This window comes from Bradyrhizobium sp. LA2.1, assembly GCF_040547725.1.
GTDB classification, from domain to species: Bacteria; Pseudomonadota; Alphaproteobacteria; order Rhizobiales; family Xanthobacteraceae; genus Bradyrhizobium; species Bradyrhizobium barranii.
Genome location: NZ_JBEPQI010000011.1, coordinates 244,025 through 256,292 on the forward strand (window position 1 = coordinate 244,025; position 12,268 = coordinate 256,292).

17 protein-coding genes are annotated in these 12,268 nt (G+C 64.8%); 9 read left to right on the forward strand and 8 right to left on the reverse strand.

The window, feature by feature from the left end; translation table 11 throughout:
- Nucleotides 1-31 precede the first annotated feature (31 nt).
- The 6 genes from ABIB95_RS23020 (at nt 32) to ABIB95_RS23045 (ending at nt 4,945) form a co-directional block, all read left to right on the forward strand.
- A complete protein-coding gene (locus ABIB95_RS23020; protein ID WP_085400812.1) occupies nt 32-1,429 on the forward strand; it encodes an NAD(P)(+) transhydrogenase (Re/Si-specific) subunit beta in 1,398 nt (465 codons plus the stop codon).
- A 20-nt stretch (nt 1,430-1,449) separates the two neighbouring features.
- Nucleotides 1,450-1,620, forward strand: coding sequence for a hypothetical protein (locus ABIB95_RS23025; protein ID WP_354242400.1), 171 nt, complete (start codon nt 1,450-1,452; stop codon nt 1,618-1,620).
- A 21-nt stretch (nt 1,621-1,641) separates the two neighbouring features.
- Entirely contained in the window at nt 1,642-2,442 is an 801-nt protein-coding gene (locus ABIB95_RS23030) for an alpha/beta hydrolase (protein WP_354242403.1), read from the forward strand.
- Nucleotides 2,443-2,502: 60 nt separating this feature from the next.
- Nucleotides 2,503-3,600 carry a calcium:cation antiporter gene (locus tag ABIB95_RS23035; protein ID WP_247302399.1) on the forward strand — a complete coding sequence of 366 codons (1,098 nt, stop codon included), beginning with the start codon at nt 2,503-2,505 and terminating at the stop codon, nt 3,598-3,600.
- Between the two features lie 13 nt (nt 3,601-3,613).
- A complete protein-coding gene (locus ABIB95_RS23040; protein WP_354242406.1) occupies nt 3,614-3,898 on the forward strand; it encodes a cupin domain-containing protein in 285 nt (94 codons plus the stop codon).
- A 93-nt stretch (nt 3,899-3,991) separates the two neighbouring features.
- Nucleotides 3,992-4,945 (forward strand): hypothetical protein, encoded by a 954-nt coding sequence (locus tag ABIB95_RS23045; RefSeq protein WP_354242409.1) that lies wholly within the window; start codon nt 3,992-3,994, stop codon nt 4,943-4,945.
- An 87-nt stretch (nt 4,946-5,032) separates the two neighbouring features.
- Here the strand turns inward: ABIB95_RS23045 and ABIB95_RS23050 are convergent, their stop codons facing one another.
- Both ABIB95_RS23050 and rpsU read right to left on the reverse strand, forming a co-directional pair.
- On the reverse strand, nt 5,033-5,686 hold the full coding sequence (locus ABIB95_RS23050) for a tetratricopeptide repeat protein (protein WP_354242412.1): 654 nt from the start codon (nt 5,684-5,686) through the stop codon (nt 5,033-5,035).
- 144 nt (nt 5,687-5,830) lie between these two features.
- A complete protein-coding gene (gene rpsU / locus ABIB95_RS23055) occupies nt 5,831-6,127 on the reverse strand; it encodes a 30S ribosomal protein S21 (protein WP_014492442.1) in 297 nt (98 codons plus the stop codon).
- Nucleotides 6,128-6,391: 264 nt separating this feature from the next.
- Between rpsU and aqpZ the strand changes: the two genes are divergently transcribed.
- Complete coding sequence (gene aqpZ / locus ABIB95_RS23060; RefSeq protein WP_071909765.1) at nt 6,392-7,114, forward strand: aquaporin Z; 723 nt, start codon at nt 6,392-6,394, stop codon at nt 7,112-7,114.
- Between the two features lie 36 nt (nt 7,115-7,150).
- Here the strand turns inward: aqpZ and ABIB95_RS23065 are convergent, their stop codons facing one another.
- Nucleotides 7,151-8,257, reverse strand: coding sequence for a 5-(carboxyamino)imidazole ribonucleotide synthase (locus ABIB95_RS23065; RefSeq protein WP_166344410.1), 1,107 nt, complete (start codon nt 8,255-8,257; stop codon nt 7,151-7,153).
- Complete coding sequence (gene purE, locus ABIB95_RS23070) at nt 8,254-8,742, reverse strand: 5-(carboxyamino)imidazole ribonucleotide mutase (protein ID WP_354120079.1); 489 nt, start codon at nt 8,740-8,742, stop codon at nt 8,254-8,256. Before purE ends, ABIB95_RS23065 begins: the two co-directional genes overlap by 4 nt.
- Before the next feature lie 141 nt (nt 8,743-8,883).
- Here purE and ABIB95_RS23075 point away from each other — a divergent pair, with 141 nt between their 5' ends.
- Nucleotides 8,884-9,597, forward strand: coding sequence for a GGDEF domain-containing protein (locus ABIB95_RS23075; protein WP_231143496.1), 714 nt, complete (start codon nt 8,884-8,886; stop codon nt 9,595-9,597).
- A gap of 62 nt (nt 9,598-9,659) precedes the next feature.
- Here ABIB95_RS23075 and ABIB95_RS23080 read toward each other — a convergent pair whose 3' ends face one another.
- The 3 genes from ABIB95_RS23080 to ABIB95_RS23090 all read right to left on the reverse strand — a co-directional run bounded on the left by ABIB95_RS23080 (nt 9,660) and on the right by ABIB95_RS23090 (nt 10,485).
- The gene (locus ABIB95_RS23080) at nt 9,660-9,911 is read right to left on the reverse strand and encodes a hypothetical protein (RefSeq protein ID WP_063981128.1); all 252 of its coding nucleotides are present in this window, start codon (nt 9,909-9,911) and stop codon (nt 9,660-9,662) included.
- 21 nt (nt 9,912-9,932) lie between these two features.
- On the reverse strand, nt 9,933-10,151 hold the full coding sequence (locus ABIB95_RS23085) for a hypothetical protein (RefSeq protein WP_014492449.1): 219 nt from the start codon (nt 10,149-10,151) through the stop codon (nt 9,933-9,935).
- A gap of 127 nt (nt 10,152-10,278) precedes the next feature.
- On the reverse strand, nt 10,279-10,485 hold the full coding sequence (locus tag ABIB95_RS23090; protein ID WP_063986093.1) for a YdcH family protein: 207 nt from the start codon (nt 10,483-10,485) through the stop codon (nt 10,279-10,281).
- 329 nt (nt 10,486-10,814) lie between these two features.
- Here ABIB95_RS23090 and ABIB95_RS23095 point away from each other — a divergent pair, with 329 nt between their 5' ends.
- On the forward strand, nt 10,815-10,997 hold the full coding sequence (locus ABIB95_RS23095; protein ID WP_008131172.1) for a YdcH family protein: 183 nt from the start codon (nt 10,815-10,817) through the stop codon (nt 10,995-10,997).
- A gap of 141 nt (nt 10,998-11,138) precedes the next feature.
- Here ABIB95_RS23095 and ABIB95_RS23100 read toward each other — a convergent pair whose 3' ends face one another.
- The gene (locus tag ABIB95_RS23100) at nt 11,139-12,242 is read right to left on the reverse strand and encodes an NAD(P)/FAD-dependent oxidoreductase (protein WP_208084660.1); all 1,104 of its coding nucleotides are present in this window, start codon (nt 12,240-12,242) and stop codon (nt 11,139-11,141) included.
- Nucleotides 12,243-12,268: the final 26 nt, after the last annotated feature.

Sequence of the window (12,268 nt, forward strand, 5' to 3'; positions counted from 1 at the left end):
CTCGGGCTGATGGGATCAATGGGGACCTGAGATGAGCGCCAACCTCTCTGCATTTTTGTATCTCGTGGCGGGAGTGCTGTTCATCCTGTCGCTACGCGGGCTGTCGAGCCCGGCGTCGTCGCGCCAGGGCAATCTGTTCGGCATGATCGGCATGGCGATCGCGGTCGCCACCACGCTCGCCAACCACCCGCCGGCAGACGGCCTCGCCTGGGTGCTCGTCATCGTCGGCATCGCCATCGGTGCCGCGATCGGTGCGGTGATTGCCCGCCGCGTGCCGATGACCTCGATGCCCGAACTGGTCGCCGCCTTCCACTCGCTGGTCGGCATGGCCGCGGTGCTGGTCGCCGCCGGCGCGTTCTACGCGCCCGAGGCTTTCGACATTGGCACCCCCGGCAACATCCATCCGCAGAGCCTGGTCGAGATGTCGCTCGGCGTCGCCATCGGTGCGCTGACCTTCACCGGCTCGGTGATCGCGTTCCTGAAGCTGTCCGCGCGCATGAGCGGCGCGCCGATCATCCTGCCGTTCCGCCACGCCATCAATATCGTGCTCGCAGTTCTGCTCGTCGTCTTCATCGTCGGGCTGGTGATGTCGGGGAGCGCGCTGGACTTCTGGCTGATCGTCATCATCGCGCTGGCGCTCGGCGTGCTCATGATCATCCCGATCGGCGGCGCCGACATGCCGGTCGTGATCTCGATGCTGAACTCCTATTCCGGCTGGGCCGCGGCCGGCATCGGCTTCACCCTGGGCAACTCCGCGCTGATCATCACCGGCGCGCTGGTCGGCTCGTCCGGTGCGATCCTGTCCTACATCATGTGCCACGCGATGAACCGGTCCTTCATCTCGGTCATCCTCGGCGGCTTCGGCGGCGAGACCGCCGCGGCCGGCGCTGGCGGCGGCGAGCAGAAGCCCGCCAAGCTCGGCTCGGCCGACGACGCCGCCTTCATCATGAAGAACGCGCAGAAGGTCATCATCGTGCCCGGCTACGGCATGGCGGTGGCGCAGGCCCAGCACGCGCTGCGCGAAATGGGCGACATCCTGAAGAAGGAAGGCGTCGAGGTGAAGTACGCCATTCATCCGGTCGCGGGCCGCATGCCCGGCCACATGAACGTGCTGCTGGCCGAAGCCAACGTCCCCTACGACGAGGTGTTCGAGCTCGAGGACATCAACTCCGAATTCGCGCAGGCCGACATCGCCTTCGTGATCGGTGCCAACGACGTCACCAACCCGGCGGCCGAAGAGGACAAGACCTCGCCGATCTACGGCATGCCGGTGCTCCAGGTCTGGAAGGCCGGCACCGTGATGTTCATCAAGCGCTCGCTGGCCTCGGGCTATGCCGGCATCGACAATCCGCTGTTCTATCGCGACAACACCATGATGCTGCTCGGCGACGCCAAGAAGGTCACCGAGAACATCGTCAAGGCGATGTAGGGCGGGAAGGCGAGCGGACCGTGGCCCTGAACAAGGAGTGGCACCGGTCCCATCGCATGCCACCGAAGGCGACACGCGAGCAGCGTGTCACATGGCACGCCGCCCATGCGGCGGCGTGCGGCTGCCGCGAGATTCCCTTGAGCATCCGGCCGGACGTCCTCAAACTGCTCAAGAGCCGCCGCAAGTCCTGAACTCCGGAATGGCGGGCCGCGATGACATTCCTGAAATGGACCGCCACCATCCTTGCGGCCGGCTACCTCGCCGGTCTCGTCCTGCTGTTTGCCAAACAGCGCGCCATGCTGTTTCCGATACCGACGGCCGAGCGCACGGCGCCCGCTGCCGCGGGGCTTCCAGACGCCGAAGAGCATGTCCTGACGACGTCTGACGGCGAGAAGGTCATCGTCTGGCACGTGCCGCCAAAGCCCGGCCGTGCCGTGGTGCTGTTCTTCCACGGCAACGGCGATTCTCTCGCCGGCCTTGCCGGCCACTTCAAGGCCATCACGGCTGACGGCACCGGTCTCGTCGCGCTGTCCTATCGCGGCTATTCGGGCTCCAGCGGCGCGCCGGGCGAAGATGGCCTGCTGCGCGATGGCGCGGCTGCGTACGCATTCGCGTCGGCGCGCTATGACGCCCGGCGCATCGTCGTCTGGGGCTTCTCGCTCGGGACCGGCGTTGCGGTCGCCGTCGCCTCCGAACATCCGGTCGGGAAGCTGATCCTCGAGGCGCCCTATACGTCGATCGCCGACGTCGCCGCCGCGCATTTCTGGTTCGCTCCGGTTCGCCTCCTGATCCGCGACCCCTTCCACTCGGATCAGCGCATCGCACGCGTCACGGCTCCGCTCCTGATCATGCATGGCGCCCAGGACCAGACCATCCCGATCGCATTCGGCGAGAATTTGTTTGCGCTGGCCCGCGAGCCGAAGCAGTTCGTCCGCATTCCCGGCGGCGGGCACGACGATCTCGGCAGCTTTGGCGCCATCGAGATCGCACGAAACTTCATCAATGGGTCCTGAGGGCTGACGGATGCGATCTTCTCGCGCATAATCGGTCTCCCATTGGAAGGAATCGCCCGCATGAGCGCACACGGACCGATGCCGCGGTCGTCCTGGATCTTCCCCGCTCTGGCGGTGCTGCTGTTCCTGATCGTGACCGCGACCGGCTACAGCTTTACGCTGACGGCGGGCGGAGCCCTGTTCGCGATCGTGCTCCTGGTGATCCTGTTCGGCACCGTGTTCGCGGCCGTTCATCATTCCGAGGTGATAGCGGAGCGCATCGGCGAGCCCTACGGCACGCTGCTGCTGACGCTAGCGGTGACCATCATCGAGGTCGCGCTGATCACCACGATCATGCTGGGCGACAAGCCGGCCCCGGAGCTCGCCCGCGATACCGTGTTCGCCGTCGTGATGATCGTCTGTAATGGCCTGGTCGGCCTCTGCGTCTTCATCGGCGGCATGCGCTACCGCGAGCAGGGCTTTCAGGTCTCGGGCGCCAACGTCTATCTCAGCGTGCTGATTGCGATGGCAACCATCACCCTGATCATGCCCAACTACACGCTGACGACGCCGGGCCCGATCTATTCGACGCTCCAGCTCGGCTTCGTCGATCTCGCAACGATCGTGCTCTACGGCGTGTTCCTCTACACCCAGACCGTCCTGCACAAGGACTATTTCGTCCACGAGAGGGCGGACGGCGAGGGCGGGGAGGCGCTTTTGTCGGGCAGAATGCTGGTGCTCAGCATCGTGCTGCTGCTGATCTCGCTGCTGGCGGTCGTCCTCCTCGCCAAGAAGTTCTCGCTGGTGGTGGACGCGGTCGCCGTTCAGATCGGCGCCCCGCCGGCGTTCGCGGGCCTCCTCGTCGCCCTCCTGATCCTGATGCCGGAGGGCGTCTCGGCGATTGCGGCGGCGCGCAAGAACGACCTCCAGAAGAGCATCAACCTGGCGCTCGGGTCCTCGCTCGCAACTATCGGCCTGACCATTCCAGCGGTCGGGATCGCCACCTACCTGCTCGACCAGCCGCTCGTGCTGGGCCTGAACCCGGCGAACACCGCACTCCTGTTCCTGACATTCTTGTTGAGCATGCTGACCTTCGGTACCGGCAGGACCAATGTCCTGTTCGGGCTGGTCCATATGGTGGTATTTGCCGTCTACGTGTTCATGGTTTTCGTGCCGTAGAAGGAAATTCCCGATGCTTGCCGCCAAATCCGAGGTTCAGATCGACAACGAGCAGGTCCGGGTGACCGAGTGGCGGCTCGTCCCGGGCAGCGCGACCGGGCACCACACCCACGGCATGGACTATGTGATTGTTCCCGTCGTCGCCGGCGAGATGACCATCGTGGCGCCCGGCGGCGAGCGTTCCAAGGCGCAGCTCGCGGCCGGAAAATCTTACTTTCGCAAGGCCGGCGTCCAACACGACGTACTTAACGAAACCTCAACCGAGATCGTGTTCCTTGAGATCGAGCTGAAGCCGTAAGGCGAGCGAACCCTTTGCCATCGATCCGTCGCAGTTGATCCCTTACAATGCCCCAAAGTTCCCGCATCTGATCGCGCGGGGAGTGGCCGAGAAATGTTGAAATACCTCGCTAAAATCTCGATGGATATTCTCCCCTCGGTGCTCGCGACGATCATCGGGGCGTACATCGTTAACCACTACATCAACGCCAAGCCGGCGGCCGATGCCCCCGCGGCCGTGGTAGCGCCTGCCGATGCCGGCAAGAGCGGCAAGCCCTCCGATGTGGCCAACCTTCCGGCGCCCGGGGTCAAGGCCAAAGGCGTCTCCGAGAAGAGCGTGACCGACAAGGCGGCGGCCGAGAAGCCGGCCGACAAATCCGGCGAACACCCGGCCGAGACCAAGGCCGCGGACGTTGCTCCCGCCGAGGCCGGCCCGCGCGGCCGCAACCCGGCGCGCGAGAAGGCGGCCGCCAAGTCCGCTCCGGCTGTCACGGCTCCCACCCCGGTGGTCGAGGCCAATTCGGCACCGGCGTCCCCGGCTGCGACGCCCGACGCCAACGATCTCGCGCGCGCCGCGATCGAGCGCCTGCGCAAGTCGCCTGAGGGCAAGGCCGCCGAGGCCAGATCTTCCGAAACCAAGTCTTCCGAGAGCAAGCCTTCGGAAACCCGGCCGGCTGAAACCAAGTCGGCCGAGAGGTCGCCGGAGCCTGCGGTTCGGGAAGCCTCCCGCACCCCGGAAGCCCCGCGTGTCATTCCTGCGGAGCCGTCCGCGCTCCGTCCGCTGCCGCCGCCCATCACGGTGTCGACGCCTTCGTCCGAAGCCTATGGCAATGGCGGCGCATCGCCGGTCAATCCGCCCTACACCGCCTCGATCGGCAACGACGATCCGAACCGGATGACGCCGCCGGCCGACATTCCGGTGCCGGTGATCGCGCCGCCACTCGACCTGCGTGCCGACGCCGGCGCGACCATGCCGCGGCCTAAGAAGACCAATGTCGCCGACGAGATGCTGTCGGGCATGAAGTCGATGTTCCACTCCGTCCTGCCGAAGAGCGCCACCCCCGATTAAGGCGGTGGCTGAGAGCGTTTTCGAGCGACGTGGACACCGCTTCGCGTGAAGAAAACGCGTCAAAACAAGGATCTCTAAGTCGCGCTGTCAGCCGCCGACGCGGGCGAGGCCGCTGCGGGCGGTATCGTCGCGTGGACGTAGCGCGACCGCCTTGTTGTAGGACGTGGCCGCCTTGGCCTTGTCACCCAGCCGCTCATAGGCCTGTCCGCGCGTGGTCCACACCTGCGCGTTGTGCGGATCGACCTCGGAGGCCTCATCGAGATCGGCCGCCGCTTCCTTGACCTTGCCGATGGCGAGATAGCTCATGGCGCGGCCGAGCAACGGCTCGACCTTTTGCGGATTGAGGCCGTTGGCGGCGCTGAAATCGGCGATGGCGAAATTATGCTCGTTGTTGCCCTGATAGATCAGGGCGCGACCATAAAGTGCCTGTGCGTTGTAGGGATCGAGCGCGACGGCCCGGTTGAACTCGTCCAGTGCGCCAGCCGTCTCCCCCGCCTTTGCCAGGGTCTGGCCCTTTGCGGTGTGAGCCTGGGCCTCGCTGACATTGCCGGCGCTGACCGCGCTGTCGGCGGCCGTCGCAGCCGCCTTGGGCGCCTCCTGCGGCTTCTCCTTCTCCGGCATCATGGAGCCGAGGTCGAAGGAGCAGCCGCACAGCACGATCCCCATCAAGCCGAGCGCGAACGGCTGTCGCCAGATCTGGCGTAGCCGCGCCAAGCGGCGTGCGGGGAAAGGGGAGGCCATCTACGGTTCGCTCGCGCTGGTGCCGCATCGGTAGTGCCCCCGTCCCAGAGAAGGCACCGCTCACAAAACAATAACGCGGGCCAAGGGCCCGCGTCATCGAAAACTGAAGTCTTGGAAAACTGAAGTCCTGCAAGTCAGGCAGAATCAGCGCGGTCCGCGCGGACCTGCACCCGGGCCGCTGCGGCCGCCACGATCTCCGCCGGGACCGGCGCCGAACACCGGCTTCGGCTTCATCGGCAGCAGGCCTTCGCGCTGCAGCTTCTTGCGGGCCAGCTTGCGCGCGCGGCGCACGGCCTCGGCCTTTTCACGGGCCTTCTTCTCGGAGGGCTTCTCGTAGTGACCGCGGAGCTTCATCTCGCGGAAAATTCCCTCGCGCTGCATCTTCTTCTTCAGCGCCTTGAGGGCTTGATCGACATTGTTATCGCGAACGAGAACCTGCACGCGGCATCCTCTTCAGTGGATCGGATTTGAATTCTGGTAAGTCAAAGGGGATGGCGAAACGCACAAGCCCTTAACCTTGAGGGCGCGGATGTATCAGACAAAACCCGCGATGTCCACCTGCCATGCAGGTTTTCGGGCCAAGTTCAGCCATTAAATAAGGCGAAAATACCTCCGTACGGCCCCGATTTGGGTGATTCGGCGCCAAGGGTGGGGCAGTTCCCGGAGCTTTGCTCCGGAAATTCCTGGAATTAGGGGAGACGTCACATGGATATGAAGAAATACGCTGCCGAGGCGATCGGCACATTCTGGCTCACATTCGCAGGCTGCGGCAGCGCGGTGATCGCCGCCGGCTTTCCTCAGGTCGGAATCGGCCTGGTCGGCGTGTCCCTGGCGTTCGGCTTAAGCGTCGTCACCATGGCCTATGCAATCGGGCACATCTCGGGCTGCCACCTCAACCCGGCCGTCACCGTCGGGCTTGCCGCCGGAGGACGCTTCCCGGCGGGACAGATCCTGCCTTACGTGATCGCACAGGTCTGCGGCGCGATCGTCGCCGCCCAGCTGCTTTACATAATCGCCAGCGGTGCTCCCGGATTCGACGTCAGCAAGGGTTTTGCGTCGAACGGCTACGACGCGCATTCGCCCGGCCAGTACAGCCTGATCGCCTGCTTCGTCACCGAGGTGGTGATGACCATGATGTTCCTGTTCGTCATCATGGGCGCCACCCATGGCCGCGCGCCCGCAGGCTTCGCCCCGCTCGCGATCGGGCTCGCGCTGGTGATGATCCATCTCGTCAGCATCCCCGTCACCAATACGTCGGTGAACCCGGCGCGCAGCACGGGGCCCGCACTGTTCGTCGGCGGCTGGGCACTGGCGCAGCTCTGGCTGTTCTGGGTCGCACCGCTGATCGGCGGCGCGCTGGGCGGGGTGCTCTATCGCTGGCTCAGCGAGGAACCCTCTGGCGTCGTCGCGGGCGTGAAGACGGCCTGATCGAAAGGCGGGATCGCGGCGTGCGCCGCGGTCCCGCTACTTGCCCTTCGTCGGCCTGACTTCGGTGACGTGGCCCATCTTGCGGCCGGGGCGCGGCGCGCCCTTGCCGTAGATATGCACGGTCGCGCCCGGCACGCTCAGCCACTTCTCGTAATCGTTGATCTCGTCGCCGATCAGATTGGTCATGGTGACGATTTCGCCGTGGCGCACGGCCTTGCCGAGCGGCCAGCCGGCAATGGCGCGGATGTGCTGCTCGAACTGCGAGACCGAGGCGCCGTCGAGCGTCCAGTGTCCGGAATTGTGCACGCGCGGGGCGATCTCGTTGACCAGCACCTTCGGCCCGGTGCCGTTGGCGAGCACGAACATCTCGACCGCGAGCACGCCGACATAATCGAGCGCGCCGGCGATCTTGCCGGCGATGCTGCGCGCTTCTTCCGCGAGCGCATCCGGAATCTGTGCGGGGGCGCGGGATATCTTCAGAATGTGGTCGCGGTGCTCGTTCTCGGTGACGTCGAAGCATTCGACCTGGCCGGTCGCCGAGCGCGCGGCGATCACGGAGATCTCGCGCTCGTACGGGATGAAGGCTTCGAGGATCGCCGATTTGGTGGCGAGGCTGGTCCACACCTTGGCGATATCGTCGCCCTCGCGGATGATGGCCTGGCCCTTGCCGTCGTAGCCGAAGCGGCGGGTTTTCAGCACCGCCGGAAGGCCGATCCTGACGATCGCCTCGCGCAGCGAGGAGACCGAGGTGACGTCGGCATAGGCTGCGGTGCCGATGCCGAGCCGCGTCACGAAATCCTTCTCGGCGAGCCGGTCCTGGGTGGTCTCGAGGATCTTGCGGTTGGGCAGCACCGGGCGGCGCGCGTCCAGCACCATCGCGGCGGCAGACGGCACGTTCTCGAATTCGTAGGTGATGACGTCGACGTCGTTGGCGAACAGCTCGAGCGCTTCGACGTCGGCATATTCGGCGCAGGTCGCGTTCAGCACGACGTCGAAGGCGGGCGAGTCCGGATCGGGCGAGAATACCTGGCAGCGCAGGCCGAGCCGCGCCGCAGCCATGGCCAGCATCCGCCCCAATTGTCCGCCGCCGAGGATTCCGATGGTGTCGCCGGGCTTCAGCTTCACCTGCTTTGCGTCAGTCACGCCTTGTCCTCCGGGCGCTCCGCAACCGCCTCGGTCTGTGCCTTGCGCCAGGCGGCGAGACGGTCGGCCAGGGCCGGGTCGGACAATGCGAGCACTGAAGCCGCAAGCAGCGCCGCGTTGATCGCGCCGGCCTTGCCGATGGCGAGGGTGCCGACCGGGATGCCCGCGGGCATCTGCACGATCGAATAGAGCGAATCGATGCCCTTGAGCGTCCTGGATTCGACGGGAACGCCGAACACGGGCAGTTCCGTCAGCGCCGCCGCCATGCCGGGCAGATGCGCAGCGCCGCCCGCGCCGGCGATGATGACCTTGTAGCCTGCCGCCTTGGCGCCCTTGGCGAATGCAAACAGCCGGTCGGGGGTGCGGTGTGCCGAAACGATGCGGGTATCGGCGGCAACGCCGAGCGCTGCGAGCGTGTCGGCGGCATGCCGCATCGTCTCCCAGTCCGACTGGCTTCCCATGATGATGGCGATCGGCGCGGTCATGACGTCAATTGTGCTCGGAAAACAGAAAGATAGGCCAGATTAACGGTTCCGGCCGGTGGCTCGCAAGGCGGTGGCAAGGAGAAGGGAATGCACTATCCTGTCTTGGTGAATCCCCGCAAGCCTTCATTGAGCAGGATGCCCATGAAGAAACCAAAAAGGGCGAGCGCTGCGAAGGCCAAAAAGGGCCGGAAAGCCAGCGCCAGCCGCTCCAAAGCCGCCCCCAGGCGGCTGGCGAAGCGCTCGGCCAAGCCGGCGCGGCGCGGAGCGTCGGCCGCCGACGACACCAGGGCGACCATCCGCGGCTTGCGGAGCAAGCTCAAGGAGGCGGAGCGGCGGGTTGCGGAACTGGAAGCTGCGGCCGACACCGATTTCCTGCTGGAGATTCCGAACCGGCGCGGCTTCGAGCGCGAGCTCGCGCGCGCCATCGCCTACATGAAGCGCTACCGCGCCAGCGGCGCGCTGATCGTGCTCGACGTCGATCGCCTGAAGCCGATCAATGATTCCTTCGGCCATGCCGCCGGAGACGAGGTGCTCAAGGCTATTGCGGCCACCCTGACGCGGCAGGTCCGCGCCTCGGACGTGGTCGGCCGGCTTGGCGGCGACGAGTTCGCGCTGCTGCTCTGGAATCTCAGCGAGACCGACGCCAAGGCGAAGGCCGCGACCTTCGAGCAGGCGATCGACGAATTGTCGTTTGCCTTTCGCGGTCAGCGCGTGACCGCGGGCGCCTCCGCAGGTGTCGCGCTGCTGGGGGCGCAGTCCGATGCAGGCCGCGCGCTGGAGGAGGCTGATGCCGCCATGTATGTGCGCAAGGCGCACCGGCGGCACGAGCCGCTGATCAGGCTGGTCAGCAACTAGGGCACGATCTTCGCGACAAGCGCGGACCGCGTCGCGCGGAGATCATGCTCAAGCAACAACCCTTACAGCGTGGCCAGATCTTCCGGCACGTTGCCGAATTTGCGCAGCAGCGTGGCGTCGCCGAATTCGCCGGTCATGGGATCGCCGCTGCGGCTGAACGCAACCGCGCCGATATGGCCGGCACCGTGCGCCAGGATCTCGGCGCGCCGCAACGCGGCCGCCGAGCTCTGGCATTCCTCCGCGGCGCCCGCGACAGGCGATCCGTCGGCATCGATCAGGAAGGGCATTGCAACGTAGTAGGTCACATCCGACATGGCGTTGCTCCGATGTTGAACTCAGGCGGCGCTGCTGTTGCTCCGCACCTTGCTGCGTGCGGTCTCGGGAATGCAGCCGGCTGAAATCGCCGCCTGTAATTCTTCCAGCTCTGCTTCCAGATATTCGTTGGCCATGATCAGCGCCTTGATGGTGCTGCGCAGATTGCCGTCGCACATCGCGATCGCCTGGTCGCAGGCCTGTTCATAATGGCTGTTGTCGAGAAGGGCGGTTGCCGACATCTGCGTTGTCCTCGGGGGTTTCCTGGGCGTTTCCTGGGGCGGTGGGATGCCCAAATGTTCCTATTTTGTTCTTTTCGAGTCAAGCGGATTCGGATGCGGCGAGCTGCCACGAAAAGGGCCTCGCGGTTCAGGCGATGATGTCCGGCGTGATCTGGTCTTCGATGAACGCGATACGGTCGCGCAACAACAGCTTGCGCTTCTTCAACCGTTGTAACCGCAACAGGTCGGGGGCAGGCGATTGATGCATCGCATCGATCGCGGCGTCGAGATCTCGGTGTTCTTGCTGCAACCGGGTGAGCTCGGCTTCGAGCTCACGCTCGTCTTCATTGGTCATGTTCGCGGTGGCCGAAAACCCGATGGGCGTGAGATTCAAGGCTGTGGATGCCCTGTGGAAATTATCGTCCTTGCGCGCCGTGATCGCAAGCGATCTCGGGCCGCCGCTCACCGAACTCTCGCAAGATATTTCGACGATTCGTTGCGGCGTTGCGCAAGCACATTGATATCATGGATTTTTCCAGCGTGGTTCCTTACTCACGATTCGTTACATATGAATTTTCAAAAATGACGCTGCGACGACGGATACATATCGACAGAACGAATCGGTGATGTACACTTGTTTGTCCGGATCGAATCCAAGGTTTCCCCCTACCGAGGAGGTTTCGAATGACAATTCAGGCACATCTGGTTGAATTGGAACGGAAGCACAAAACGCTCGAAAACGAATTGCACGAAGCTCTCGTGCACCTTTCAACAGACGACCTGCAAATTGTTGAGTTGAAGCGACGGAAGTTGATGGTCAAGGACCAGATCGAGCGTTTGAAGCACACCGGCGACACGCTCCACTAGTAACCCCTGTAACAGTGTAGAGTTGAACTTACCCTTTCATGCAGGGGTGAGAGCTATTGCGCTCATCCCTGCATGAAGGTGCGCAGCGTGCAAAGTTATTTGCGCGGCGCTTGGAGCCTTTCCGCTCCGATTGAAAATCCCCTAGATGCCTGCGAGCTCAGCGACGTGGTCCGCGATCGCGAGCGATGACGTCAGTCCCGGCGATTCGATGCCGAACAGGTTGATCAGGCCTTCGACGCCGTGATCGCGCGGGCCCTGCATCAGAAAATCCTGCGTGGCCACCGCCGGCGGCACGATCTTCGGGCGAATGCCCGAATAGCTCGGCATCAGCGCGCCGTCGGGTAGCGTCGGCCAGTATCTCCGGATCGCCGGATAGAAGCGCTCGGCGCGTGATGGATCGACCTCGTAATTGATCGTCTCGATCCACTCGACGTCGGGGCCGAAGCGTGCCTGCCCGGCCATGTCCAGTGTCAGATGCACGCCGAGCCCGCCTGGCTCGGGCACCGGATAGATCAGGTGCGAGAATGGTGCCCTGGCGTTGCAGCTGAAATAGTTTCCCTTGGCGAGATAGGCCGGCGGAATCCGGTCGATCGGCATGCCGTCGATGTGGCGTGCGACCGTTGTCGCCGAGAGCCCGGCGGCGTTGACGAGCAAGCCGCATTGCAGCGTCATCGGCGCTTCGCCGCCGGCCTCGATCTCGATCACATCGCCGGCTGCCTTGGCGCGGACCAGCGGGGTGTGAAACGCGAAGGCCGCGCCGGCTGCCTCGGCCTCGCCGCGCAGCGAGAGCATGTAGGCGTGGCTGTCGATGATGCCGGTCGATGGCGAGAGCAGCGCGGCGTCGCAGGCGAGCGCCGGCTCCAGCGCGCGCGCGGCCTCGCCGGTGAGCAGCTGCATGTCGAGCACGCCATTGGCCTCGGCATGCGCCTTGATCGATTGCAGCTTCTCGGTCTCCTTGGCGCTGGTCGCGACGATCAGCTTGCCGCAGTTCTTGTGCGGGATGCCGCGCTCGCCGCAGTAGCGGTACAGCTCGTGCTTGCCGCTGACACACATGCGCGCCATCCAGCTGCCGGCGCGGTAATAGATCCCGGCATGGATCACCTCGCTGTTGCGCGAGGAGGTGATGGTGCCGATGGCCTCGGCTTCCTCGAGCACGATCACCTCGCGCCCGGCCTGGGCAAGCTTTCGAGCCACCGCGAGCCCGACCACGCCGGCTCCGATGACGACGCAGTCGACCCTATCCATGGTTGTGCAGTGTATCCATTGAAAGC

Coding starts and splice junctions, on each gene's coding strand:
- ABIB95_RS23020 (WP_085400812.1), top strand. CDS start 32: ATGAGCGCCAACCTCTCTGCATTTTTGTATCTCGTGGCGGGAGTGCTG.
- ABIB95_RS23030 (WP_354242403.1), top strand. CDS start 1,642: ATGACATTCCTGAAATGGACCGCCACCATCCTTGCGGCCGGCTACCTC.
- ABIB95_RS23035 (WP_247302399.1), top strand. CDS start 2,503: ATGAGCGCACACGGACCGATGCCGCGGTCGTCCTGGATCTTCCCCGCT.
- ABIB95_RS23040 (WP_354242406.1), top strand. CDS start 3,614: ATGCTTGCCGCCAAATCCGAGGTTCAGATCGACAACGAGCAGGTCCGG.
- ABIB95_RS23045 (WP_354242409.1), top strand. CDS start 3,992: ATGTTGAAATACCTCGCTAAAATCTCGATGGATATTCTCCCCTCGGTG.
- ABIB95_RS23050 (WP_354242412.1), bottom strand. CDS start 5,686: ATGGCCTCCCCTTTCCCCGCACGCCGCTTGGCGCGGCTACGCCAGATC.
- aqpZ (WP_071909765.1), top strand. CDS start 6,392: ATGGATATGAAGAAATACGCTGCCGAGGCGATCGGCACATTCTGGCTC.
- purE (WP_354120079.1), bottom strand. CDS start 8,742: ATGACCGCGCCGATCGCCATCATCATGGGAAGCCAGTCGGACTGGGAG.
- ABIB95_RS23075 (WP_231143496.1), top strand. CDS start 8,884: ATGAAGAAACCAAAAAGGGCGAGCGCTGCGAAGGCCAAAAAGGGCCGG.
- ABIB95_RS23080 (WP_063981128.1), bottom strand. CDS start 9,911: ATGTCGGATGTGACCTACTACGTTGCAATGCCCTTCCTGATCGATGCC.
- ABIB95_RS23085 (WP_014492449.1), bottom strand. CDS start 10,151: ATGTCGGCAACCGCCCTTCTCGACAACAGCCATTATGAACAGGCCTGC.
- ABIB95_RS23090 (WP_063986093.1), bottom strand. CDS start 10,485: ATGACCAATGAAGACGAGCGTGAGCTCGAAGCCGAGCTCACCCGGTTG.
- ABIB95_RS23095 (WP_008131172.1), top strand. CDS start 10,815: ATGACAATTCAGGCACATCTGGTTGAATTGGAACGGAAGCACAAAACG.
- ABIB95_RS23100 (WP_208084660.1), bottom strand. CDS start 12,242: ATGGATAGGGTCGACTGCGTCGTCATCGGAGCCGGCGTGGTCGGGCTC.